Here is a 23,407-nt window from a genome sequence, read left to right on the forward strand (position 1 = left end):
CGCTACGCCTCGGTGCGGGGACGGCCGCCCGCCGCCTCCCGGACGGCGCCCGCGACGCGGGTGGCGACGTCCGGGTGGAAGACGCTCGGCACGATGTAGTTCGGGCCGATCTCCTCCGGCGTGACGACCTCGGCGAGCGCCGCGGCCGCGGCGGCCAGCATGTCGAGCGTGACGCCGTCGGCCTGGGCGTCCAGCAGGCCGCGGAAGACGCCGGGGAACGCCAGCACGTTGTTGATCTGGTTCGGGTAGTCGCTGCGGCCGGTCGCGACGACGGCGGCGTGCTCGCGCGCCTCGTCCGGGGACACCTCGGGCTCGGGGTTGGCGAGCGCGAACACGATCGCGCCGTCGTTCATCGTCGCGATGTCGTCGCCGGTCAGGATGCCGGGCGCGGAGACGCCGATGAACACGTCGGCGTCCTTGACGGCGCCGCGCAGGTCGCCCGCGTAGCCGGCCGCGTTGGTGTGCTCGGCGATCCAGCGGAGCGAGTCGTCCAGGTCGTCGCGGCCCTTGTGGACGGCGCCGCGGTAGTCGCACACGATGAGGTCGCGGGCCCCCGCGTGCATCAGCAGCTTCAGGATCGCGGTGCCGGCGGCGCCCGCGCCCGCCATCGTGATGCGCACCGAGCCGATCTCCTTGCCGACGACGCGCAGCGCGTTCGTCAGCGCGGCCAGCACGCAGATCGCCGTGCCGTGCTGGTCGTCGTGGAAGACGGGGATGTCGAGCAGCTCGCGCAGCCGGGCCTCGACCTCGAAGCAGCGCGGGGCGGAGATGTCCTCCAGGTTGATGCCGCCGAACGCGGGCGCGAGGATCTGGACGGTCCGGACGATCTCGTCGGTGTCCTGCGTGTCGAGGCAGATCGGCCACGCGTCGATCCCGGCGAACCGCTTGAACAGCGCCGCCTTGCCCTCCATGACCGGCAGCGCGGCCTCCGGCCCGATGTTGCCGAGGCCGAGCACCGCCGACCCGTCGGTGACGACGGCGACGCTGTTGCGCTTTATGGTCAGCCGGCGGACGTCCTCGGGGTTGCGGGCGATGGCGAGGGACACCCGCGCGACGCCCGGCGTGTAGGCCATCGACAGCTCGTCGCGGTTGCGCAGCGGCACCTTCGACTGCATCTCTATCTTGCCGCCGAGGTGCATCAGGAAGGTCCGGTCGCTGACCTTGTGGATCTTGACGGACTCGATGCCCTCCAGCGCCCCGGCGATCGCCTCGGCGTGCTGGGTGTCGCGGGTGGCGATCGTCACGTCGATGCGCAGCGTCTCGTGGCCGGCGGTGTTGACGTCGAGGGCCGTGACGATGCCGCCGGCGTTCTCGACCACGTGGGTGATCTGGCTGACGGCCCGGCCGCCGGCCGGGACCTCCAGCCGGACGGTGATGGAGTACGACACGCTCGGCACGCTCGCCACGACGACTGCTCCCTAGCTGCTCTGGGTTGTTCTCGTCCCGCGCGCGCCGCCCGATCGCCCGGGACGGCATGCCCGAGGGGGCGCGGATCGGCGGGGCGGCCCGTGGGAGTGGTGCACGCGGGCCGTCCGGGCACGGTCGACGCATCGAGCATACGCGCAACATCACGACGCGGTGTCCCGATCGCCCCGCCTCGTTCCCCTCGCGACCAGCGCCGATCGGCGCCGATCGGCGCCGGCGGCGCATGACGATCAGAACGGGCGGCCCACAGGAGCACGCCTCGTGACGGAGCGCATCAGAACCCGGACAGGGCGCCTTAGAACGCGCCTTAGAACAACGCGCCTTAGAACAGGGCCGACTGCAGACCGCGGCGGGCCTTGCCGATGCGCGGGTCCTCCGGGGGGAGCAGGTCGAACAGCGACAGCAGGTGCTTGCGCACCGCGTCGCGGTCGTCGCCCGCGCTGCCGCGCACCGCGGCGATCAGCCGGTCGAACGCCGCGTCGATGCGCCCGGTCATCATCTCCACGTCGGATGCACTGATCTGCGCCTGGACGTCGCCGGGCTTCTCCGCGGCCTCCTGGAGGACGCGGTCGGCGTCCAGCGAGCCGACCCGCAGGCTCAGCTCGACCAGGGCGAGGCCCTGCTTGGCCTGGCCGTCCCTGGGGTCGTCGGCGAGGATCCGCTCGAACGCGGCCTTGGCGGTGGGCAGGTCGCCGCGCTGCAGGGCGTCCTCGGCCTCGGCGTACACCGGGTCGCCGGCCGGGACCTCGCCCGCGTCGGCGCCGGGCTGCCGCTCGCCCTCGGGGGCGTCCGGCAGGATGCCCTCCTTGCGCAGCGCGTCGAAGAGCTGGTCGATGGCCTGGCGCACCTGCGGCTCGGGCGCGGCGCCGTTCAGGAACGGCAGGAGCTGCCCGGCGACGACGGCCGCGACGAACGGGATGCCGCGCACGCCCATCTGCTGCATGTAGGCGGCGAGCTGCGGGTTGGCGTCGATGTCGACCTTCGCGAGCACCCACGCGCCGGCCGCCTCGGCGGCGAGCTTCTCCAGGATCGGCCCGAGCTGCTTGCAGGGGCCGCACCATTCGGCCCAGAAGTCGACGAGGACGGGGACGGTCTGCGACCGCTCCACGACCTCGGTGTTGAACGTCTGGTCGGTGACGTCCACGACGTACTGCCCGGCGGCCCCGCCCGGGTCCGCCGGCGCGCCGCCGCCCTGGGCACGGCGTTCCTGCTGCTTCCTTGCGGCCGCCTGGCGCGCCCCCAGGTCGATGGCCCCGTGCAACGAAAAGTCCCGAGAAGGCATGGGTCCATCCTGCCCCATGAGCGCACCCGGCTGTGCGCCCGTACGCCCTGAGCGGAGCGGGCCGCCTCCCCGCGGCACCGGCCCCGGACGCCCGCCCGGCGCGCCCGACGGGGTAAATCGGCAATTGTCCACCTTTCTGGAATTCGCCACTTCAGCGCGGTAGGCAAAGAATCCAGGCGTGCTGCCGTAAAGGCAAAAAGATTGCTGACAGCCATCACCAAGCCCGGTTATAGTCACGATGTCGATGCATCGCGGCTCGGCAAAAGCGGCCGGACCCGCCGGACGGCGGAGCCGGTCTCGGCGGGCACCGCGTGGCGGGTTGGGGGACCCGTGGCCACCGGAGCGCCCGTGCCGGCGCCGCGACCGCATGGCGAGCTACGGGGGGAAACACTTGTGATCGCGGAGCATTCCGTGATCGTGGCCCGAGGAATGGGTGTCCGCCGCGGGGGGCGGTGGCTCCTGCGCCCGGTGACCTTCGGCGTGTCCGAAGGCGTGGTCGGCCTGGCCGGTCCACCTGGTGCCGGTAAATCCACTCTGCTGGCCACGTTCGCGACGTTGCGCAGGCCGAATGCCGGCCTGCTGCGCATTCTGGGACAGGACATATCGAACGCCGCCGGACTGCGGGCCGCGCGGGCCGGGATCGGCTACCTGCCGACCCGGTTCTCCCGCGCCGAGAACATGACGGCCGGCGAGTTCGTCGCCTACGCGGCGTATTACAAGCGCACGAGCGCGTCCGCCGCGCGCTCCATGCTGAAGCGGCTCGACCTCGCCGACGCCGCCGGGACGGAGCTGGCGCTGCTGCCGCCGGACGTCCGGCTGCGCGCCGGGCTCGCCGCCGCGTGCGTGCACGAGCCCCCGCTCGTGCTGCTGGACGACCCGTTCGGCGCGCTGTGCGCCGCCGCCGAACCGTGGCCCACCGGCGCCGACGGCCCCGGCCGGTCCGTGCTGACCGCCGCGATGGCCGAGCTGATCCCGGTGCTGCGCTCGCTGGCCCCGGCGGTGGTGGTCACCGCCGACGCCACCGACACGCTCACCGGCTGGTGCGACCGCCTCTTCACGCTGGCCCGCGGCCGGCTGACCGAGCAGCCCACGCACTCGGCCGGCGCGCGGCGCGGCCGAACCGCCGCCGACCGGCGGGCGGGCGGCCCGGCCGACCCGCGGGACGCCGCCGAACCCCGGGACGCGGGCGCCCCCGGGCGGCAGGGCGCCGACCGGCCGCCGCGCCCGGCGGTGGGCGCGATGAGCCGGCGCCGCGACGCCCGGCCCGCCCCGCGCGGCGCGCGCCCGGGCCCGCCGACGCGCCGGCCCGGCCGGCCGCCGCTGCCGCGGCTCCCGCTGCCGCAGTTCACCGGGCTGCGGGCGCGGCCGCCCGCCCCGTCCCCGGCGGGTGGGAGCGCCACCGGTGTCTGACCTCGGGCGGGTGCTCCGGCTGGACGCCCGTCGCACGGCACTGCTGGTCGCGGTGCCGGTCCTCACCCTGGTCGGGACGGCGGCGGCGCTTCCGGCGCTCCGGCCGTCCGCCGCGTACTGGGACAACACGGTCGTCGCGCTGGTCAACGCCGTCCGCTTCCTCGGGCCCGTCGCCGCCGCGCTGGCGGCGTGGGCGGCGGTCCGCGAGCGCCCGCTCGACTACCTGCGCGACCTCACCGCGCGCTCGCCCGCCACGGGCGTGCTGTTCGACCTGCTGCTGCTGTCCTCGGCGGCGCTCGTCTCCTACGCCGCGATCGCGGGCCTCGCCGCCGTAGTCACGCTGGCGCGGGACGGGGCCGGGCACCCGCAGCCGCTGGGCGTCGCCGCGGGCGCGGGCGCGCTCGTCCTGCACGTCGTCGTCGGCTACCTCACGGGCCGCGTCGTCCCGCACCGCGCGACGGCGCCGCTGGCGTTCGGCGCGACGGCGATGTGGGCGGCGCTGCGCATCCCCGGCGTGTCGTGGTGGAGCCTGCTCCCCCCGGCCGCGTTCCCCCGCATCGACCTGTTCACCACCCTGCGCCCCCGGGTGTTCGCCGACCAGGTCGCCTGGACGGCCGGGCTGACGGCCGCGCTGATCCTCGGCTACGTGCTGTGGGCGACGCGGCGGTTCCTGCTCGTCCTGCCGCTGGCCGCCGCGCTCGCCGCGACCGGCACCGCCACGCTCGGCCTGCACGACTCCGGCGGCGCCGCGGTCCGGGCCGCCGACGCCGAGCCCGTCTGCCGGGAGTGGCCGCTGGTCGTGTGCGTGCACCCGGCGCTGCAGAACGCGCTGCCTCGGCTGACGGAGGAGATGGTCCCCCTCGCCGCGCGGCTGAACGGGACCCCCGGCGCGTTCACGGCGGTGCGGCAGCGTCCCGGCTGGGCGCCCGTCGAGGTCACGGGCGGCACCGCCTTCGTCCACCTCGACGAGGGCCTCTCCCCCGGATACGCCGCGCGCGCCGCCCGCCAGATCAGCCACGCCCTCAAGAACCCGAGCATGTGCGCGGCCGCCTCCCCCGGCGGCTACCGGGCGCTGGTCGACGCGTGGCTGCTCGGCGACGATCCCCCGTCCATCGACGACACCCGCGCGGCCCACCGGTTCGCGTCCTGGAGCGAGCAGTGGCGCCGCGCGTGGCTGCGCCACCACTTCACCGAGTACCGGAACTGCGCCCTCGGCCCGGACGACTTCCGCCCGACCCGGCCCAAGAAGCACCGCGCGCCGGAGATGTCCCGCCGGACGCTCAACCGGACGTGAACCTCAATCTCACGTGAAGGTCAGCCGGACATGAAAAGGGTTTGTCCCCTGCGTGACCGCGGCGGCCACCCCCAGCCTGCCGCGGCCACGCAGGAGTCTTTCAGGCCCGCCCGGCCGGCTGTGGCTCGGCGGCGGGCGTCACGGGCCGGGCCCAGTGGCGTTCCACGAAGAACGGGGCCACCGGAAGGACGGCGGCGCCGAGGGCCAGGACCGTGCGCTTGATGTCCCACTGGAGCTGCTCCCGGACGAGGAAGACGAGCCCCACGTAGGCGATGAACAGGACTCCGTGCACCGGCCCCATCAGCTGGACGCCCACCGGCGCGTCCGCGCCGTACTTCAGCGGCATCGCGACCAGCAGCAGGAGAAGGAACGAGATCGCCTCCGCGACGGAGACGAACCGGAAAACACGAATCATGTCCACGTCCCGTCAACGGTCGATCGCGGCACGGGGTTTCGGCCGCACCTATGGCCTTGATCACACCCGGGACCACGTGGGAACACGCCGACGTCACCGCCTTGCCGGATAAAAGGACCGGGATGCCGGGAATGTGAGGGGCATGGCCGACGCGGAACCGAAGAACGACGCACCCCCCACGCCGTCCCGCGCTCCCCGGCGCGGCCTGGTGACCCCCCTCGTCCTGGTCGTCGCGACCGTCGCCCTGGTGCTGCTCGCGCAGCAGGCGCTGCGCGGCCTGCCGGGGTGGCTGAACCCGTTCGCCGAGGAGACGAAGGACCGCAGCGGGCCCGTCCTGCTGAAGTCGATCCGCGACCTGCACCGCTACGAGGCGGCGAGCGGCAGCTTCCAGGTCATCGTCGACCTGGAGAAGGACGCGAAGTTCCTGCCCGGCTCGCTGCGCGGCAAGCGGACGCTGTTCGTCGGGAACGGCACGGTCGACGCCTACGTGGACTTCTCCCAGCTCGCCTCGGGCGCCGTCAAGGTCAACGAGGACCGGACGGCCGCGACCATCACGCTTCCGCGCGCGCAGCTGGAGAAGACGAACCTGGACCCGAAGACCAGCTACGTCTACGCCACAGAGCGCGGCCTCATCGACCGCTTCGGCGACTTCTTCAGCAGCAACCCGAACAACCAGCAGCAGCTCTACGTCCTCGCGTCCCAGAAGATCCAGACGGCCGCGGCGCAGAGCGGGCTGACGCAGCGCGCGGACGCCAACACCAAGACGATGCTGGAGAACATGCTCAAGGCGCTGGGCTTCACGACGGTGACCGTCCAGCAGCCCAGCGCCCAGTGAGCGGTGGCAGGCGTTACGCGGTGGGCACGCGGATGATCAGCGCGTCGCCCTGACCGCCGCCGCCGCACAGGCCCGCGGCGCCGGTGCCGCCGCCGCGGCGCTTCAGCTCGTAGGCGAGGTGCAGGACGATCCGCGCGCCGGACATCCCGACCGGGTGGCCGAGCGCGATGGCGCCGCCGTTGACGTTGACCTTCTCCGCGGAGACGCCGAGGTCGCGCATCGACTGGATGCCCACGGACGCGAACGCCTCGTTGATCTCGATCAGGTCGAGGTCGTCGACGGTGAGGCCCGCCTTGCCGAGCGCGTGCTTGATGGCGTTGGACGGCTGCGACTGGAGCGAGTTGTCGGGGCCCGCGACGTTGCCGTGCGCGCCGATCTCGGCGATCCAGGAGAGGCCCAGCTCCTCGGCCTTGGCCTTGGACATCACGACGACCGCGGCGGCGCCGTCGGAGATCTGCGAGGACGAGCCGGCCGTGATCGTGCCGTCCTTGCTGAACGCGGGGCGCAGCCGGGCCAGGCCCTCGGCCGTGGTGTCGGCGCGGACGCCCTCGTCCTTGGCGAACACGATCGGGTCGCCCTTGCGCTGCGGGATCTCGACCGGCGCGATCTCGTCGTCGAACACGCCGTTCTTGATGGCGGCGGCGGCGCGCTGGTGGGACCGCGCGGAGAACTCGTCCTGCTCCTCGCGGGAGATGCCGAGCCTGGCGTTGTGGTGCTCGGTCGACTCGCCCATGGCGATGCCGTCGAAGGCGTCGGTGAGCGCGTCGTAGGCCATGTGGTCGAGGACCTCGACGGAGCCGTACTTGTAGCCGCCGCGCGACTTCGGCAGCAGGTGCGGGGCCTGGGTCATCGACTCCATGCCGCCCGCCACGACGATGTCGAACTCGCCGGCCCGGATGAGCTGGTCGGCGAGCGCGATCGCGTCCAGCCCGGACAGGCACACCTTGTTGATCGTGATCGACGGGACGCTCATCGGGATGCCCGCCTTGACCGCCGCCTGCCGGGACGGGATCTGCCCCGCGCCGGCCTGCAGCACCTGGCCGAGGATCACGTACTGCACCTGGTCGCCGGCGACCCCGGCCCGCTCCAGCGCGGCCTTGATCGCGTGCGCGCCGAGGTCGGCCGCGGAGAAGTCCTTCAGCGAGCCCATCAGGCGCCCGACGGGGGTGCGCGCACCGGCGACGATCACGGACGTAGCGGTCATGTTGGGGGCCCTCCAGGTGGTGCTGCGCCGACGTTTGCCACCATACCCAGGGGAACGCCGACCGGTTCGGTTCGCCCCCGCCTGGCCGTCCTAGTAGGGAGAAAGCCCATGCTGACCCGTATCGACCACATCGGCATCGCCTGTCACGACCTGGACGCGACCGTGGAGTTCTACAAGGCCACCTACGGCTTCACCGACGCGCACTTCGAGGTGAACGAGGAGCAGGGCGTCCGGGAGTGCATGCTCAAGATCAACGAGACCGGGGACGGAGCGGCGAGCTACCTGCAGCTGATCGAGCCGATCCGGGAGGACTCGGCGGTCGCCAAGTGGCTGGCGAAGAACGGCGAGGGCGTCCACCACATCGCGTTCGGGACGGACGGGACCGTCGCCGACGAGGCGGCCGGCATCGCGGGCAAGGGCGTGCGGGTGCTGTACGACGCGCCGCGCAACGGATCCATGGGATCCTTGATCAACTTTTTGCACCCGAAGGACTGCCACGGCGTGCTGACGGAGCTCGTGCAGAAGCGCCGCGACGCGGAATGATCACGCGCGCCGGGCGCGGCCGGGGGCGCGACCGGATCGTGACGTGTTCGATATCACGGCGGGCGGCGGCGGGCCCGTGACCGCCGCTCTGTGACCGTTCGGACACATCTGGTGCATTTGCCCTCCAGGTACCTGGGCACCCTTGCCGCACCCGAACACGGCAACAAACCGGACATTCCACGCAGCGCGTCAAGATGAGCCCCCAACACGGCAGTGTCCGGAGTACGCTTCATTCGCCGGAAGAGGTCCTGGGGCACTGCGCCGTTCATGCCAGGCGTTCAACCGGTCCCCGGAACCACCCGTAGCCCCGTCACATCAGGATTGAGCCACATGCAGTCCGACATCGACGCCCAGCTCAGCAACTTCTTTGAAGACACGCCCCCGCGCGAGTTCGACGTGGTGCTTCGCGGCTACGACCGGCACCAGGTCGACGAGCACATCAAGCAGCTCGACAACGAGGTGCGGCAGACCCGCGAGCAGACACAGGCCCTGCAGCGGGAGCTGTCGGACGCCCATCGTCAGCTGCAAGAGCAGGAACGTCCCACCTACTCCGGTCTCGGTGCCCGCATCGAGCAGCTGCTGCGGCTCGCCGAGGAGCAGGCCACCGAGCTCGTGCAGGCCGCCCGCTCCGAGGCGAACGAGATCAAGGCCGCGGCCAAGGTCGACGCCGCCGAGCAGCGCGCCACCGCCGAGAACGACGCCGCCGAGCTGCGCGCCACCGCCCAGCGCGAGGGCGACGACATGCGCAACGCGGCCGAGCGCGAGGCCGAGGAGGTGCGCACCTCGGCCCGCCGCGAGGCCGACGAGCTGACCTCCACGACCGAGCGCGAGGTCGCCAAGCTGCGCGCCACCGCCGACCACGAGGTCGCCGAGAAGCGGGCGGGCGCCGAGCGCGAGATCGCCAAGCTGCGCACCACCACCGAGCGCGAGGTCGCGCAGCTGCGCGCGTCCACCAAGCGCGAGCGCGACGAGATCCTCACCACGGCCAAGCGGCAGGCCGACGAGATGCGCGCGCAGGCCCAGCGCATCCTGGAGGAGAGCGAGGCCCAGCGCGCCCAGGCCGAGGCCGAGTTCGAGATCCAGCTCGCCGCCCGCCGCGAGGAGGCCGACCGGCAGGACGCCGAGCGGCACTCCGCGGCGCAGGCCGCCACGCAGAAGCTGGTCGCCGAGGCCGAGCAGCGCGCCGCGTCCGCCGAGCAGCGCGCCGCGAAGGCGACCCAGCAGGCCGAGCAGACCCGGCGCGAGGCCGACTCGCACGCCAAGCAGCTGATGGCCAACGCGCGCAAGAACTCCGACAACGTGATCGCCGAGGCCAAGGCGCAGGCCGAGCAGCTGCTCGCCGAGACCAAGGCCGAGGCCGACCGCGTCCGGACGGCGGCGCAGCGCCAGGTCGACGAGCTCACCCGGCAGCGCGACAGCATCACCAGCCACCTCAACCAGCTGCGCCAGCTCATCGGCGGCGTCGCGCCGACGATGGGCGGCGAGCCCGAGCTGGCCGCGCCCCCGGAGAAGGCCGCGATCCCGGCGGCCGAGCCCAAGCCGGCCCCGGCGCAGCAGAAGCAGCAGCAGCCGGCCGCCGCGAAGGCCGCGCCCGCCAAGCAGGCCCAGGCCAAGAAGTCCGAGGAGGACGACGAGGACTGGTGGCAGGAGTGAGTTCCTGAGCACGGCGTCGAGGAGAGCCTAGAGGCGGTGAACGCCTCTAGGCTTTCCTTCGTCTTACCACCGTGGGACGTTGGTCCGACGGCCCTGAACCATGACCCGCGCGTGACCACGTCGCATCGGCGAGGCAGAGGACGAAGAGGAGAGCGGCGTGCCCGACGAGACCTCCCGCGAAGACGAGCCGGAGGCGGCGCCCGGCACGGGACGGCCGGCGGGCGAGCACCGCGTCCCCGCCCCCACCCCGCCCCCCGACGACGACACGGTCACCGATGACCGCGCCGGCACCTCGGACGACGGCGGCGAGAGCGGGAAAGACGGCGACGGCGGTGAGAGCGTCGCGCCGAGCGGTGCGCTGACGCCCGAGGAGGCCGCCGAGCCCGTGGGCGAGCGCGACCCCGCGACCGGCGCCCCGGTCGCCCTGCCCGCGCCGGTGGCGGTCGCCGAGCAGGCCCCCGCCGGGGCGGACGCGCCCGACCCCGCGCACGACGTCGAGCAGCGCCGCCGCGAGGCCGGCGTCGACCACCGGTTCCCGTTCGGCCGGCCCGGGGAGCCGCTCGGCCGCGCGCACCCGTTCGTGTTCGGCTTCACCGCCGCGCTCGGCGTCATGACCGCCTGGCTGCTCGTGCGGGCGGCCACCAACGCCAAGTCGACGATCGTGATGCTCGTCGTCGCGATGTTCCTCGCGGTCGGCCTCAACCCGGCGGTGGAGCGGCTGCGCCGGTTCGGGTTCCCGCGCAGCGCCGCGGTCGCGACGGTGTTCCTCGTCGTCATCATGTTCTTCGCGGGGTTCGTCGCCTCGCTCGTCCAGCCGGTGTCGGAGCAGGTCACCGAGCTGCGGCACAACATCCCCGAGTACGTCCAGCAGTTGCAGGACAACAAGACCCTCGCCGAGTGGGACAAGCGCTACGGGCTGCTGGAGCGCGCCGAGAAGGCGGTGAACAGCGAAGGCTTCCAGAAGGGCCTCACCGACACCGCCACCGGCATCGGCAAGGTCGCGATCAGCGGCATCTTCCAGACGATCACGATCCTGATCCTGACGCTGTACTTCCTCAGCTCGCTGCCGCAGATCAAGACGTTCTTCTACAAGCTCGCGCCGCGCTCCCGCCGCGCCCGCGTCGCCCTGCTCGGCGACGAGATCCTGGACCGGATCGGCGGCTACGTCGCCGGGCAGTTCACGATCGCGTTCATCGCGGGCGTCTGCTCGTACATCTTCCTGTCGATCCTCGGGGTGAAGTACGCGCTCGCGCTGGCGCTGATCGTCGCGGTGACCGACCTGATCCCGCTGATCGGCGCGACGATCGGCGCGGTGATCGTGTGCCTGGTCGCGTTCCTCACCGGGAACACCACCGACCTGATCGCCTGCGTGATCTTCTACGTGATCTACCAGCAGGTGGAGAACTACCTGGTCTACCCGCGTGTGATGAAGCGGACGGTGGACGTGCAGCCCGCGGTGACGATCGTGGCGGCGCTGGTCGGCGCGGCACTGCTCGGCGTGGTCGGCGCGCTGCTGGCGATCCCGACGGCGGCGGCGATCTCGCTGCTGGTCCGCGAGGTCGTGATGCCGCGCCAGGAGACGCTGTAGCGCGGCGACCGCCCCGCGCGGGGACGGTTCAGCGGGCGGTCCGGGCGAGGGCGGCGGCGAACTCGGCCACCGCCTGGTTGAACAGGTCCGGCTGCTCGATCGCGCACAGGTGCCCGGCCCGCGGGACGACCATCAGTTCGGCGTTCGGCAGCGCGTCCGCCATGGCGCGGGCCTCCGCCTCGGTGGCGAGCGCGTCCTCGTCGCCGACCATGACGAGGGCGGGCACCCGCACCTCGCGCAGCGTGCCGAACGCGTCGGGGCGTCCGGCCATGGCGCGCTGGGCCCACGCGGCGGCGCGCGGCGGCGTCGCCTGGACGAGGCCGCGCACCCGCCCGTAGACGAGGGCGCGCTGCCGGTAGGTGGTGGGCCCGACGAGGCCGGGCAGCACCTCCTCCACCAGCACCTGCGGGCCGCCGTCGCGGTCGAGCCGGTCGGCCTGCCGGAGCCGGTTCGCGCGGACCTGCTCGGTGTCGGCGGCGGCGCGGGTCGCGGCGAGCACCAGCCCGAGGACGAGGTCGGGGTGGCGGCGGCACAGCGCCATCGCGACGTACCCGCCCATGGACAGGCCGCCGATGACGGCGCGCCGCACGCCGAGGGCGCGGCAGGCGCGGGCGACGTCGTCGGCCATCGCGTCGATCGAGGGCTCGTCGTCGCCGAGCACGGACCCGCCGAAGCCGCGCAGGTCGGGGGTGATGACGCGGAACCGGCCGGCGAGCCCCTCCCGCTGGGCGAGCCACATCGCCGACGAGAGCGGGAAGGCGTGCAGCAGGACGAGCGGGGTTCCGGTGCCGACGTCCCTGGCGTACAGCTGCACGGTCACGGGCGGTCCTCCCGGTCGGCGTCCACGAAGCAGATCCTTACCCGCTCTGGAGCCGGTGGGACGGGAGTGGCCGTGACTGGCCGCATGTGGCTATCTGTCCGGTTCGTCCCATTCAGTGGGGAGCGGGTGGGCGGCCGGCGCGACCCGCTTGACGATCTCGTTCAGCACGATCCGGACGTAGGGCTCGCCCACCCACAGGTGCTTGGCCTTGTCCACCGCGACGACCTCGGCCTGCGGGACGCGCTTGAACCGCTCCCGCGCCTCGGCCGGGCGCAGGTAGTCGTCGAACTCCGGCACGAGCGCCACCAGGGGGCGGCCGTCCTCGGCCCACGCGTCCAGGTCGGCGTCGCCCGCCCGCTTCAGCGGCGGGGACAGCAGGATCGCGCCCTCCACCAGCGGGTCGCGGCCCCACTTCAGCGCGAGCTCGGTGCCGAACGACCAGCCGAGCAGCCACGGCCGCGGCAGGTCGTGGTATTCGGTGTACTCCAGCGCCGCCGCGACGTCGAACCGCTCGGTCTCGCCGTCGCCGAACTCGCCCTCGCTCGTGCCGCGCGCCGACGTCGTCCCCCGCGTGTTGAACCGCAGCACGGCGACGTCGGCGAGGGCGGGCAGCCGGTAGGACGCCTTGCGCAGGACGTGGCTGTCCATCATGCCCTCGGCCGTCGGCAGCGGGTGCAGGCACACCAGCGTCGCGACCGGCGGCCGCTCCGGCGGCAGCGCCAGCTCACCGACCAGCTCCAGCCCGTCGGACGTGTGCAGCACGATGTCCTCGCGCCGCGCCGGCAGCACCGTCGCCGCCCTGATCTCCGCCATGGGTCTCCTTAGTAACGCGGGGCGTTGCGCGACCGCTGGACGCGGGGGCCGCGCCGGGTGCGGGCCTGCCAGCACGGGCGGTGCCAGTGCCGCCGGTCGTCGCCGCCCTCGCCGGCCCGCCAGGCGACGAGATGCCCGACGCCCGGCGGGATCTCCTGGTCGCAGCCGGGGCACCGGTACGCCTTGGCCGAACCGGCGCCCGAGATCGTCCGGACGATCCACTCGCCGTCCGGCCCCTCCTCGGTCTCCTGCGCCCACGACCCGCCGCCCGTCTGGGGACGTCCGGAAACGGCACGGCGGTTCTTGCGGGGGCTCATGCCTTCGAGGATATGTGGGCGGGGCTGGAGGACGGTTATCGCAGCGGGCGGCCCGCCGTCACGTGCTCGGCGAGGAGCGGCACCGGGGCCAGCGCCGGCTCGCGCGTCTCGGCGTGGAGGGCGCGCAGGACGGTCACGGCGCGGTCCAGGCCGAGGCGGTCGAGGTCGGCGATCGGGCCGGTCGGGTAGCCGCAGCCGAGCGTCATCGCGGCGTCGATCGAGTCGGCGTCGGCGTATCCGGCGCCGAGCATGGCGGCGGCGTCGTTCAGGTACGGGAAGCGCAGCGCGTCCACGATGAACCCGGCGCGGTCGCGGCAGCGGACGGTGGTGAGGCCGAGCCCGGCGAGCAGGGCGGCGGCGCGGTCGGCGACGTCCGGTCCGGTCGCGACCGTCGCGGCGATCTCGGCGAGGGTCCCGGCGGGGTTGGGCAGGTGCAGCCCGACGACGTCGGCGGGACGCCCGGTGGCCATGGCCTGCTCGATCACCGACCCGCCCACGGACGTGACCAGCAGCACGGCGTCCGGCTTGGCGGCCTGCGCGGCGGCCGACAGCAGCGCCCGCGCGGCCTCGGTGTCCTCCGCGGCCTCGACGACCAGGTCGCAGCCGGCGAGGTCGGCGGCGGAGTCGCGGACGGACGCGCCCGCCCGGTCGCACAGCGCGGCGAGCGCGTCGGCGAGCGGGCCGACGCCGACGATGCCGACGACCGGCGGCTCCCCGGCCGCCGCCGCGGGCTCGTCGCCGCCGGACGCGTCGTAGGAGTAGAAGCCGCGGCCGGTCTTGCGGCCGAGCAGCCCGGCGGTGACGAGCTCGCGCAGCACCGGGGAGGCGGCGTGGCGGCGGTCGCGCGACTCGGCGTAGATCGCGTCGAGCACCTCCAGGCAGGTGTCGAGGCCGATCAGGTCCATGAGGGTGAACGGGCCCATCGGCAGGCCGGCGCCGGCCGTCATCGCGGTGTCGATGTCGTCGCGGGTCGCGTGCCCGGACTCCAGCATCCCGGCGGCCTGGTTCAGGTACCCGAACAGCAGCCGGTTGGCGACGAACCCGGCCCGGTCGCCGATCGTCACCGGGGTCTTGCCGAGGCCCTTCACCAGGGCGGCGACGCGGGCGACGGCGTCCGGCTCGGTCAGCACGGTGGCGATGACCTCGACCAGCTTCATCACCGGCGCCGGGTTGAAGAAGTGGACGCCGACGATCTTGCTGGGGCGGCCGGTGGTGACCGCGATGTCGGTGACCGACAGCGAGGAGGTGTTCGTGGCGAGGACGGCGTCCTCGCGGCAGACCTTGTCCAGCTCGGCGAAGACCTTGCGCTTGAGGTCGAGCCGCTCCGGCACCGCCTCGATCACCAGGTCGCACTCGCCGAGGTCGGCGAAGTCGGTGGTCAGCGCCACCCGGCCGAGGATCTCGCGCTGCGCGTCCGCGGTGAGCTTGCCGCGCTTCACGGCCCGGCCGGTCGAGCGCTCCAGGTGCCCGCGCCCGCGTTCCAGCGCGTCCTGATTCACCTCGACGCCCACGACCGCGAGGCCGCCGCGCGCCAGCACCTCGGCGATGCCCGCGCCCATCGTGCCCAGTCCGACGACCCCGACCCTGCTGAACGAACCCTCACTCATGATTCGCAGTCTTGCAGAGGGCGCGGGGAGGCGCGCTCCCGGGTACGACAGGGGACGTGCGCCTAGGAATCTTCCTCCTCGCGACCCGTGCCCCCGGACAGGACGACCACGCCGCGCTCTCCCGCACCGTAGAGGCCGCCGTCGCCGCCGAACGCGCCGGTTTCGACGACGTGTGGCTGGCCGAGCACCACTTCATGTCGTACGGGGTCGTCCCGTCCGCGACACTCCTGGCGGGACATCTGCTGGGCGTCACCGAGCGGATCCACGTCGGGACGGCGGTGAGCGTGCTCTCCACCCGGCATCCGGTCGCGCTGGCGGAGGAGGCGGCGATGCTGGCGCTGCTCTCGGGCGGCCGGTTCCGCCTCGGCGTCGGGCGCGGCGGCCCGTGGCGGGACCTAGAGGTGTTCGGCACCGGGCTCCCCCGCTATGAGCACGGCTTCGCCGAGTCCCTGGACCTCCTCCTTACCTGGCTGCGATCTGACCGTGTCTCCTGGGAGGGGGAACACTTCCGCTTCCGTGAGGTACCGGTCGTCCCGCGCGCGCTTGCCCCGCCCCCGGTGACGGTCGCCTGCACGTCCCCCGAGACCGAGGCGCTCGCCGCCGAGCGCGGCCTGCCGATGCTGCTCGGCATGCACGTGGACGCGGACGAGAAGGCGGCCGCCGTCGCCCGGCACGGCGACCCCGCCCTCCCGCACATCTCCACCCACGTCGCGCAGGTGGCCGACACCCGCGACGAGGCCGTCGGCACGCTGATGGCGGAGATGCCCCGCTGGCTCGGCCCCGGCCTGGCCGGATACGTCGCCGTGGACGACCGTCCGCGCCCCACCCCCGACCCCGCCGGCTACGCGCGCCGCATGTGCGGCATCCACCCCGTCGGCTCGCCGGACGACTGCGTCGAGTCGCTGGTGACCACGGTCGAGAAGACGGGGATCAGGCATCTGATCCTGCTGGTCGAGGCGACCGGTTCCCGCGCCGGCACCTTGGAGAACATCGCCCGCCTCGGCGCCGACGTCCTCCCCAAGGTCCGCGCCGCACTCTGAGGCCGCATTCTAAGGCCCGCACAACGAGAACGTGCGGCGCGCCGAGGGGATCGGCGCGCCGCACGTCTCGGCAGGAGCGGGCGGGTCAGCAGTCGCGGAGTTCGGGAGACTGGTTGAGGATCTGTTCGCGGGCCGTCACGAACGTCCGGTAGGCGCTGGAGTCGCCGGTCGGGAAGACGGCGACCCGGTGGCAGTTCTGGAAGGCCAGCTTCACGCCGAAGTGGCGCTCCATCGCGCCGCGCATCGCGTCGCTCGCGAGGACGCGGAGCAGCTGGCCGCGGGCCTGCTCGTCCGGGGGCGGGGTGAGGTTGTCGGCGTAGTCGCCGCCGTCCACCTGGAGCCGCGCCACCAGGCCGCTGATCATGTCCCACGCGTAGGGCAGGGACGTCTTGATGCACTCGACGAAGGCGGCGTCGCCGACCTCGCCCTGCTGCGCCGTCTCGAGCAGTTCCGGAGTCACGTCGAGAGACATTGCGGGGGTTCCTTTCGCCGGTGGTGGATGAACACCCACCCGCCGACGCTAATCACGGCCCCCGGAGAATTCCAGGCTTGACAAAGATTTTCATTCCGCTAGGCGCCGCCCCCGGCCGTTCCCCGCCCCGGCCGGGGCCGGCGTCACCGCGCCGGCGCCGGGCCCTGCTGGCACGCGCTCCGGACGTCGCGCCGCACGTTCCGCCGGACGGCGAACCGCTCGGCGCGCTCGGCCCAGAACTCGCGGGCCCGCCGCGCGAGCCGCGCGTCCCGCTCGGCCGCGGCGCGGGTCCGCAGCTCGCGGCTCCGCTCGGCCATGACCGACTGCATGATGTCGTGGTGGAACATGACCCTTCCCCCTGTCTCCCGGGCCGCTCGGCACGACCCGACACCCAAGAGACTCGTCCTAAGGGCCCCGCCCGGACATCGGCAGCACGCCTTATCCGCGCCGATCTCAGCGCCTTAGACGCATCCGTCCGGCATGATCGCGGCATGAGCGACCCGCTGGCTGGACTGGACGGCATCGACTGGGCGGGCCTCGACCACGCCTACGGCTCGGCGGAGGACGTCCCCGCCCTGCTCCGGGCGCTGCGCTCGCCCGACGAGGAGGAGCGCGGCGAGGCGTTCGGGGAGCTGTTCGCGAACATCTACCACCAGGGCAGCCGGTACCCGGCGTCGGCGGTGGCCGTGCCGTTCCTGCTGGCGCTCGCGTCCGACCCCGGCACGCCCGAGCGCGGCTGGCCGCTCTACCTGGCGACGGCGCTGGCGATCGGCTTCGACGAGGCGCACCTGCCGTCCGGTGTCGCCATCGCGGAGTGGCGGGCCGAGGCGGCGCGGCTGCTCGCGACCGACCCCGACGAGGAGGCGCGCAGGCTGAAGGCGTGGGTCGCCGAAGCGACGGACGACCACGAGCGCCGCGACCGCGAGTTCGACCGGAAGATGTCCGACTACACCTGGGCGCGCCGCGCCGCCGAGGCGGAACTCGGCGCCTACGACGCCGTCCGCGCCGGGCTGCCGACCGTGCGGGCGCTGCTCGGCGACGCCGACGCCGGCGTGCGCGCCTCCGCCGCGTACGCGATCGGCTGGTTCCCGGAGGAGAGTGCCGCCTCGCTCGCCGCCCTCGGCCCGCTGCTCGGCACCGAGCAGAACCCGGCCGTCGTCACGAACGTGCTGGTCTCCGCCGGGCTCCTGGACGGCCGCGACCTCCTCCCCCTGATCCGCGAGCGGCTGGCCGGCACCGAGCCGGGCCCGCGCTCGGCCGCGGCGATCGCGCTCGCCCGGCTGGGCAAGGCCGACGCACCGGTCATCGAGGAGCTCGCCGCCTGCTGCACGTCCCCGCCCGAGGTGGAGACCGACTTCCTGAACGGAAACCTCCGGCTCTACTCCGCGCTGACCCTCGCCGCGCTGGACGAGGTTCCGCCCGGCGCGGTCGACGCCGTCCTCGAAGGGCTGGCCCGCACGTCCGACGCCGAGTCCTTCCCGATGGCCGAGGTCGCGCTCAGGCTGGCATTCGGCACTCCCGCCCGTCCTCTGCCGCCGTTCGCCGACCTCACCGCCGTCCAGCGGCGGGCCGTGCGGACGATCGCCGAACTGCCGCCGGAGAGCTGGCGCTGGGTCAACCTGATGGAGGTCCTCAGCACCTGGGGCGTCCCCACCGACCACGACGACTGCCGCCGGTACGCCGGTCTGGCCTGAAGCAGGCGGGGCGCCGCACTAAGGTGAGGCAGCGTGCGTCTCGTTATCGCCCGCTGCAGCGTCGACTACGCCGGCAAGCTCACCGCCCATCTGCCGATGGCCCCCCGCCTGATCCTCATCAAGGCGGACGGGAGCGTGAGCATCCACGCCGACGACCGCGCCTACAAGCCCCTCAACTGGATGAACCCGCCCTGTTCGCTGCGCGAGGAGAGCTACACCGAGAACGGCGCCACCGCGCGCTGGACGGTCACGCACGGCAAGTCGGGCGAGCGGCTGATCCTCACCATCGAGGAGGTCCTGCACGACACCAGCCACGAGCTGGGCATCGACCCGGGCCTGCAGAAGGACGGCGTCGAGGCGCACCTCCAGGAACTGCTCGCCGAGCACATCACCACGCTCGGCGAGGGCTACACGCTGATCCGCCGCGAGTTCCCCACCGCGATCGGCCCCGTCGACATCCTGTGCCGGGACGCCGACAGCGCCACCGTCGCGATCGAGATCAAGCGGCGCGGCGAGATCGACGGTGTCGAGCAGCTCACCCGCTACCTGGAGCTGCTCAACCGGGACCCGCACCTCGCGCCCGTCCGGGGCGTGTTCGCGGCGCAGGAGATCAAGCCGCAGGCCCGCGTCCTCGCCACCGACCGCGGCATCGACTGCGTCACGCTCGACTACGACGCGCTGCGCGGCATCGAACACGAGGGCACCCTCTTCTAGCCCGATCCGCCCCGTCGCCCATTCCGCACCTTCGCCCATTCCGCACTGTCGGATGTGACGTGCATCATGGCGGGATGACCTTCCAAGCGAGCGGCACCTTCGACATCGAGGCTTGGGAAGCCGAGAAGCCCTACGAGGAACTGGACGGCGGCAAGCTCACCCGCGTCCATGTGGGCAAGCACTTCCACGGCGACCTGGTCGGGACGAGCACCACCGAGCTGATCACCGTGGAGACGCCCGCCGGCCCCGCCGCGTACGTCGGGATCGAGCGCGTCCAGGGCATCCTGCACGGCCGCGAGGGGACGTTCGTGCTCCAGCACAGCGCGGGCAGCGAGGACGGGACGTCCGACACCCAGTGGCTGCGCTGGCTGATCGTCCCCACGTCCGGCACCGGGGAGCTCGCGGGCATCCGCGGCCTCGGCCAGATCACCGTCACCGCGGACGGCGGGCACAGCTGGACCCTGGAGTACACCCTGGACTGACGGGCCGCGCGCGGCCGGTAATGTGCTGCCATGCCCCCGGTCACCACCGACACGACGCGCGAGCGGATCATCGACGCGGCCGAGGAGTGCTTCGGCCGCTTCGGCGTCGCGAAGACGACCGTCGAGGACATCGCCGCCGCCGCGCGGCTGTCGCGCGCCACCGTGTACCGGAGCGTCACCGGCGGGCGGGACGAGCTGATCCTCGCCGTGGTGGTGCGCGACCTGCACCGCTTCCTGGACCGGCTCGCCGAGCGGCTGCGCCGCGAGCGGTCGGTGCCGGAGGCGATCGTCGAGGGCACCATGGACGCGGTCGAGTACGTGCGCGGCGAGCCGACCATCGCGCACTTCCTCGTGCCGGAGGCGGCGGGGCACATGCAGGCGGCGGTCGCGGGCGCGGCCGAGCACGTCCTCGCGCTGTGCTGCGACTACGTCCGCCCGTACTTCGAGCAGGCGCAGCGGCAGCGGATGCTGCGGGCCGACATCGAGGTGGAGGGGACGGTCGAGTTCCTCTTCCGGATCATCACCTCGCTGATCGTGATGGACCGGGACCGGGACGCCGACGGGCTGCGCCGCTTCCTGCGCACCTACGTCGTCCCGGTGATCGCGGCGCCGTGACCGGGCGCCGGGGTCCCGGCGCCCGGAACTCCGGTGCGCGGGAACTCCGTTGAGCAGGTAGCTTCCGAGTGACGATCAGGCGGGACGGTGCGCCGGGGGAACGGCGGCGCGGTGAGAGGGGCCGGGAATGAACGGGACTGCACACGAGGCGCGGGGGAGCGCGGCCGTCCGGCCGAGCCCGGTGTTCCTCGCGGTCGTGGCGGCGACCGTGCTGTGCGGCCTGATCGCCTGGCGGTACGGGACGATCCTGGAGCGCCCCGGCCGGATCGCGGTGTTCGGGTTCGTGATCTCGGCGTGGATCCTGTCGCTGTGCCTGCACGAGTTCGGGCACGCCTACATGGCCTACCGGTCGGGTGACCGCAGCGTCGCCGCCAAGGGCTACCTGACGCTGAACCCGCTGAAGTACTCCGACATCACGCTGAGCTTCCTCATCCCGGTCGTGTTCATCGTGCTGGGCGGCATCGGCCTGCCCGGCGGCGCGGTGTGGATCGAGCGGCACGCGATCCGCGGCCGGCTGCGGCACAGCCTGATCTCGGCGGCGGGCCCGCTGTCGAACGCGCTGTTCGCCGTGATGCTCGCGGTGATCTTCAAGAACTTCGCCGACAAGGACCACGCGCTGTTCTGGTCGGGTCTGGCGTTCCTGGCGTTCCTCCAGGTCACGGCCGCGGTGCTGAACCTGCTGCCGATCCCCGGGCTGGACGGCTTCGGGATCATCGAGCCGTACCTGCCGCGCCGGTTCGCGGCGCAGGCGAGCGCGTACGGCGGCTACGCCTTCCTCATCCTGATCGCGCTGCTGTGGCTGGGCCCGATCAACGAGGGCTTCTTCAACGTCATCTTCTACATCACCGACGCGATCGGCCTGGACGGGTTCCCGTTCCGGGTGAGCGGCTCGGTCGACAACTTCCCGATCGAACTCGGCCACTACCTGTTCCAGTTCTGGCGGAACTGACCCCGCGCCCGCTCAGGGCCCGGCCAGGTGCCGGACGATCCGGCGCAGCTGCTCGGCGTAGCGCTCCCGGAACTCCGGTGACCGCGGGTCGAGGCCGAACACGCGCCGGACGGCGTGCGGCATCGTGACGGGCGCCGCGGTCATCGCCATCAGCACCAGCCGGACCGCGGCCGGGTCCAGGTCGCCGGCCAGCTCGCCCGCTTCCTGGCGCCGCTCGACGTCGGACAGGTCCTCGGCGAGGCCGCACGGGTCGTCCCCGGGGTCGGACGCGCCGTCCGCCGCGTCCAGGCCGCGCCAGGCGCTCAGCCGCGTGCCGCGCGGATCGTCCAGGATGTGCCGCAGGTACCCGACCGCCACCTCCTCCATCGGGAGGGACGGGTCGTTGATCTCGCCCTTCCGGGTGCCCCAGAGCGCGAGCAGTTCGCGGTACAGCCCCGCCTTGCCACCGAAGTAGTAGTTGATCAGCTGCTTGTTGAGCCCGGCGCGGTCGGCGATGTCCTGGACGCGGGCGCCGGCGTAGCCCTTGGCGGCGAACTCGTCCAGCGCGGCGTCCAGCAGCAGGCGCCGCGAGCGGTCGGCGTCGAGCGTGCGCTCGTCCGGTGCGGGGGCGCGTCGCGGCCGTTTCGTCGTGTCCGTCACGGCGCCCATGGTATCCGCCCTGCTGACGCGGTCAACCATCCGGCTGTTTGACAAGTTCATCCATCTGGTTGAACCTGGGCCGCATGATTCTCGTCACCGGGGCCACCGGAAACGTCGGACGGCACCTCGTCGCCGAACTGCTCACCGCCGGCGCGAAGGTCCGCGCGCTGACCCGCGATCCCGCGACCGCCCGGCTGCCCACCGAAGCGGAGGTCGCCCGCACCTCCGACATGCCGCTGGACGGCGTGGCGTCGCTCTTCCTCAACCCCGCCGTGTTCTGGCACGGCCTGGACGACCTGCTCCCCCGCGCCGCCGACCACGGCGTGCGACGCGTCGTCATGCTGTCGTCCTCCGCCGCACTGGACGACGACCCGTCGAACGACCTCGCGGTGCACCATCTGGAGATCGAGCGGGCGATCGAGGCGTCCGGCCTGGAGTGGACGTTCCTGCGCCCCGGCGAGTTCGCGTCCAACGCGCTCGGCTGGCGGGAGGAGATCCGCGCGGGCGAACCCGTCCGCGAACCGTACGCGGCGGCGCGCTTCGCCCCCATCCACGAACGCGACATCGCGGCCGTCGCCGCGAAGGCGCTGCTCACCGACGCACTCGTCGGAGCCCTGCCGGTGCTGAGCGGGCCCGAGCAGCTCACGCAGCCGGAGAAGGCCGCGCTCATCGGCGCGGCGATCGGCCGTCCGGTGCGCTTCGAGGAGATCGACCCGGCGGAGGCGCGCGAGGAGATGCTCGCGCGCCCCTACATGCGCGAGGGCATGGTGGACGTCCTGCTCCGCCGGCGCGCGAGCGCCGTCGACCACCCGACCGAGGTGTCCCCCGAGGTCGAGCGCATCACCGGCCGCCCGGCCCGCACGTTCGCCGAGTGGGCCGCCGACCACGCCGACGACTTCCGCTGACCGGCGAAGCACTCCACGTAGGGCGCGGGCCAGGCGACCCGCGCCCTACTCGCGCCGCTCCAGGGCCTCGATCTCCTGGAGGGCCCAGTCGAACCAGTCGCGCCGCATCGCGGCGAACCGCTTGCCGTACTCGATGACCAGCCGCCCGTACACGGACAGGTTGTCGTCGTCCCACTCCACCCGGTCCTCCAGGGCGAGCAGTTCCCCCAGGTACTCGCCCAGGCCGTCGGAGTGCCCGCGCATGTAGCGCTGCGCCTCCCCCGGGTCGACGAGCCCGAGGAAGAAGACGCGCAGCAGCGCGTCGTCCCGCCGGTTGTCCTTGGCGGGCACGTCGACGATCCAGTGGTGCAGTTCCGCGCGCCCCGCCTTGGTGATGCGGTACTCCTTGCGCCCGCGCGGCCCCTCCTCGGCGACCTCGATGAGCCCGGCCTCGGTGAGCTTGCCGAGTTCGCCGTAGAGCTGGCTCTGCCGGGCCGGCCAGACGTTCCCGAGCGAGAGCTCGAACATCCGCAGCAGGTCGTACCCGCTGGCACCGTCCATCTCGGCGATGAGCCCGAGCATCGCGTGTCGCAAACTCATGCCGGGGAGCCTACCACTCACTATTGACATGTCTAAGTTGGAACGTCTAGCTTCGACGTGTCAGAAGTGGAATGTCAGTGCGAGGGGCTCCCCCGGGCATGCCGGCGTACCC

The 23,407-nt window shown here is 73.0% G+C and carries 25 protein-coding genes; 13 read left to right on the forward strand and 12 right to left on the reverse strand.

All coding sequences use genetic code 11. The features are described from left to right. Nucleotides 1-2: 2 nt before the first annotated feature. Both ACGFI1_RS15675 and ACGFI1_RS15680 read right to left on the reverse strand, forming a co-directional pair. Nucleotides 3-1,406 (reverse strand): NAD-dependent malic enzyme, encoded by a 1,404-nt coding sequence (locus tag ACGFI1_RS15675; RefSeq protein WP_138640043.1) that lies wholly within the window; start codon nucleotides 1,404-1,406, stop codon nucleotides 3-5. Between the two features lie 341 nt (nucleotides 1,407-1,747). Further along, on the reverse strand, nucleotides 1,748-2,686 hold the full coding sequence (locus tag ACGFI1_RS15680) for a tetratricopeptide repeat protein (protein ID WP_392785874.1): 939 nt from the start codon (nucleotides 2,684-2,686) through the stop codon (nucleotides 1,748-1,750). Nucleotides 2,687-3,136: 450 nt separating this feature from the next. On the opposite strand from ACGFI1_RS15680, the gene ACGFI1_RS15685 reads away from it, so the two are divergent. Both ACGFI1_RS15685 and ACGFI1_RS15690 read left to right on the forward strand, forming a co-directional pair. Then, entirely contained in the window at nucleotides 3,137-4,117 is a 981-nt protein-coding gene (locus ACGFI1_RS15685; RefSeq protein WP_392786285.1) for an ATP-binding cassette domain-containing protein, read from the forward strand. Then, nucleotides 4,110-5,411 (forward strand): hypothetical protein, encoded by a 1,302-nt coding sequence (locus ACGFI1_RS15690; protein WP_392785876.1) that lies wholly within the window; start codon nucleotides 4,110-4,112, stop codon nucleotides 5,409-5,411. The genes ACGFI1_RS15685 and ACGFI1_RS15690 overlap by 8 nt, the downstream gene beginning before the upstream one ends. 100 nt (nucleotides 5,412-5,511) lie before the next feature. Here ACGFI1_RS15690 and ACGFI1_RS15695 read toward each other — a convergent pair whose 3' ends face one another. Then, complete coding sequence (locus ACGFI1_RS15695; protein ID WP_138641699.1) at nucleotides 5,512-5,826, reverse strand: DUF3817 domain-containing protein; 315 nt, start codon at nucleotides 5,824-5,826, stop codon at nucleotides 5,512-5,514. A gap of 142 nt (nucleotides 5,827-5,968) precedes the next feature. Here ACGFI1_RS15695 and ACGFI1_RS15700 point away from each other — a divergent pair, with 142 nt between their 5' ends. After that, a complete protein-coding gene (locus ACGFI1_RS15700; RefSeq protein WP_138641698.1) occupies nucleotides 5,969-6,661 on the forward strand; it encodes a DUF4230 domain-containing protein in 693 nt (230 codons plus the stop codon). 13 nt (nucleotides 6,662-6,674) lie between these two features. Here ACGFI1_RS15700 and ACGFI1_RS15705 read toward each other — a convergent pair whose 3' ends face one another. Next, nucleotides 6,675-7,865, reverse strand: a complete 1,191-nt coding sequence (locus tag ACGFI1_RS15705; protein ID WP_301175817.1) for an acetyl-CoA C-acetyltransferase — start codon at nucleotides 7,863-7,865, stop codon at nucleotides 6,675-6,677. Between the two features lie 108 nt (nucleotides 7,866-7,973). Here ACGFI1_RS15705 and mce point away from each other — a divergent pair, with 108 nt between their 5' ends. The 3 genes from mce (at nucleotide 7,974) to ACGFI1_RS15720 (ending at nucleotide 11,649) form a co-directional block, all read left to right on the forward strand. Further along, a complete protein-coding gene (gene mce, locus ACGFI1_RS15710) occupies nucleotides 7,974-8,408 on the forward strand; it encodes a methylmalonyl-CoA epimerase (RefSeq protein WP_138641696.1) in 435 nt (144 codons plus the stop codon). Nucleotides 8,409-8,738: 330 nt separating this feature from the next. Then, entirely contained in the window at nucleotides 8,739-10,061 is a 1,323-nt protein-coding gene (locus tag ACGFI1_RS15715; RefSeq protein WP_138641695.1) for a DivIVA domain-containing protein, read from the forward strand. 157 nt (nucleotides 10,062-10,218) lie between these two features. Then, nucleotides 10,219-11,649 (forward strand): AI-2E family transporter, encoded by a 1,431-nt coding sequence (locus tag ACGFI1_RS15720; protein WP_392785878.1) that lies wholly within the window; start codon nucleotides 10,219-10,221, stop codon nucleotides 11,647-11,649. Between the two features lie 28 nt (nucleotides 11,650-11,677). Here the strand turns inward: ACGFI1_RS15720 and ACGFI1_RS15725 are convergent, their stop codons facing one another. The 4 genes from ACGFI1_RS15725 to ACGFI1_RS15740 form a co-directional block, all read right to left on the reverse strand. Then, complete coding sequence (locus tag ACGFI1_RS15725) at nucleotides 11,678-12,469, reverse strand: alpha/beta fold hydrolase (RefSeq protein WP_392785880.1); 792 nt, start codon at nucleotides 12,467-12,469, stop codon at nucleotides 11,678-11,680. 90 nt (nucleotides 12,470-12,559) lie between these two features. Then, nucleotides 12,560-13,282 (reverse strand): alpha/beta hydrolase, encoded by a 723-nt coding sequence (locus tag ACGFI1_RS15730; RefSeq protein ID WP_392785882.1) that lies wholly within the window; start codon nucleotides 13,280-13,282, stop codon nucleotides 12,560-12,562. An 8-nt stretch (nucleotides 13,283-13,290) separates the two neighbouring features. After that, entirely contained in the window at nucleotides 13,291-13,599 is a 309-nt protein-coding gene (locus ACGFI1_RS15735; protein WP_301175820.1) for an ATP/GTP-binding protein, read from the reverse strand. Nucleotides 13,600-13,634: 35 nt separating this feature from the next. After that, nucleotides 13,635-15,206 (reverse strand): 3-hydroxyacyl-CoA dehydrogenase family protein, encoded by a 1,572-nt coding sequence (locus ACGFI1_RS15740; RefSeq protein ID WP_392785884.1) that lies wholly within the window; start codon nucleotides 15,204-15,206, stop codon nucleotides 13,635-13,637. A 56-nt stretch (nucleotides 15,207-15,262) separates the two neighbouring features. Between ACGFI1_RS15740 and ACGFI1_RS15745 the strand changes: the two genes are divergently transcribed. Then, nucleotides 15,263-16,246 carry an LLM class flavin-dependent oxidoreductase gene (locus tag ACGFI1_RS15745; RefSeq protein ID WP_392785886.1) on the forward strand — a complete coding sequence of 328 codons (984 nt, stop codon included), beginning with the start codon at nucleotides 15,263-15,265 and terminating at the stop codon, nucleotides 16,244-16,246. A gap of 85 nt (nucleotides 16,247-16,331) precedes the next feature. Here ACGFI1_RS15745 and ACGFI1_RS15750 read toward each other — a convergent pair whose 3' ends face one another. Both ACGFI1_RS15750 and ACGFI1_RS15755 read right to left on the reverse strand, forming a co-directional pair. Continuing rightward, a complete protein-coding gene (locus ACGFI1_RS15750; RefSeq protein ID WP_138632557.1) occupies nucleotides 16,332-16,718 on the reverse strand; it encodes an SCO5389 family protein in 387 nt (128 codons plus the stop codon). 143 nt (nucleotides 16,719-16,861) lie between these two features. Then, entirely contained in the window at nucleotides 16,862-17,065 is a 204-nt protein-coding gene (locus ACGFI1_RS15755) for a hypothetical protein (protein WP_386874700.1), read from the reverse strand. A 144-nt stretch (nucleotides 17,066-17,209) separates the two neighbouring features. Here ACGFI1_RS15755 and ACGFI1_RS15760 point away from each other — a divergent pair, with 144 nt between their 5' ends. The 5 genes from ACGFI1_RS15760 to ACGFI1_RS15780 all read left to right on the forward strand — a co-directional run bounded on the left by ACGFI1_RS15760 (nucleotide 17,210) and on the right by ACGFI1_RS15780 (nucleotide 21,172). Next, nucleotides 17,210-18,412 (forward strand): HEAT repeat domain-containing protein, encoded by a 1,203-nt coding sequence (locus ACGFI1_RS15760; RefSeq protein WP_386874699.1) that lies wholly within the window; start codon nucleotides 17,210-17,212, stop codon nucleotides 18,410-18,412. A gap of 33 nt (nucleotides 18,413-18,445) precedes the next feature. Then, complete coding sequence (gene nucS / locus ACGFI1_RS15765; RefSeq protein WP_138632551.1) at nucleotides 18,446-19,126, forward strand: endonuclease NucS; 681 nt, start codon at nucleotides 18,446-18,448, stop codon at nucleotides 19,124-19,126. A 74-nt stretch (nucleotides 19,127-19,200) separates the two neighbouring features. After that, nucleotides 19,201-19,608, forward strand: a complete 408-nt coding sequence (locus ACGFI1_RS15770) for a DUF3224 domain-containing protein (protein ID WP_301175825.1) — start codon at nucleotides 19,201-19,203, stop codon at nucleotides 19,606-19,608. Between the two features lie 30 nt (nucleotides 19,609-19,638). Continuing rightward, the gene (locus ACGFI1_RS15775; protein ID WP_301175826.1) at nucleotides 19,639-20,223 is read left to right on the forward strand and encodes a TetR/AcrR family transcriptional regulator; all 585 of its coding nucleotides are present in this window, start codon (nucleotides 19,639-19,641) and stop codon (nucleotides 20,221-20,223) included. Nucleotides 20,224-20,350: 127 nt separating this feature from the next. Then, the gene (locus ACGFI1_RS15780) at nucleotides 20,351-21,172 is read left to right on the forward strand and encodes a site-2 protease family protein (RefSeq protein ID WP_240807062.1); all 822 of its coding nucleotides are present in this window, start codon (nucleotides 20,351-20,353) and stop codon (nucleotides 21,170-21,172) included. A gap of 12 nt (nucleotides 21,173-21,184) precedes the next feature. Here the strand turns inward: ACGFI1_RS15780 and ACGFI1_RS15785 are convergent, their stop codons facing one another. Then, nucleotides 21,185-21,811 carry a TetR/AcrR family transcriptional regulator gene (locus ACGFI1_RS15785; RefSeq protein WP_240807060.1) on the reverse strand — a complete coding sequence of 209 codons (627 nt, stop codon included), beginning with the start codon at nucleotides 21,809-21,811 and terminating at the stop codon, nucleotides 21,185-21,187. An 83-nt stretch (nucleotides 21,812-21,894) separates the two neighbouring features. Between ACGFI1_RS15785 and ACGFI1_RS15790 the strand changes: the two genes are divergently transcribed. Next, nucleotides 21,895-22,716: an NAD(P)H-binding protein gene (locus ACGFI1_RS15790; RefSeq protein ID WP_392785888.1), complete on the forward strand. Its 822-nt coding sequence runs from the start codon at nucleotides 21,895-21,897 to the stop codon at nucleotides 22,714-22,716. Between the two features lie 45 nt (nucleotides 22,717-22,761). Here the strand turns inward: ACGFI1_RS15790 and ACGFI1_RS15795 are convergent, their stop codons facing one another. Next, nucleotides 22,762-23,295 (reverse strand): PadR family transcriptional regulator, encoded by a 534-nt coding sequence (locus tag ACGFI1_RS15795; protein WP_364552145.1) that lies wholly within the window; start codon nucleotides 23,293-23,295, stop codon nucleotides 22,762-22,764. Nucleotides 23,296-23,407 lie beyond the last annotated feature (112 nt).

The sequence above is a fragment of the Actinomadura geliboluensis genome, from assembly GCF_043197915.1.
Taxonomy (GTDB): domain Bacteria; phylum Actinomycetota; class Actinomycetes; order Streptosporangiales; family Streptosporangiaceae; genus Spirillospora; species Spirillospora geliboluensis.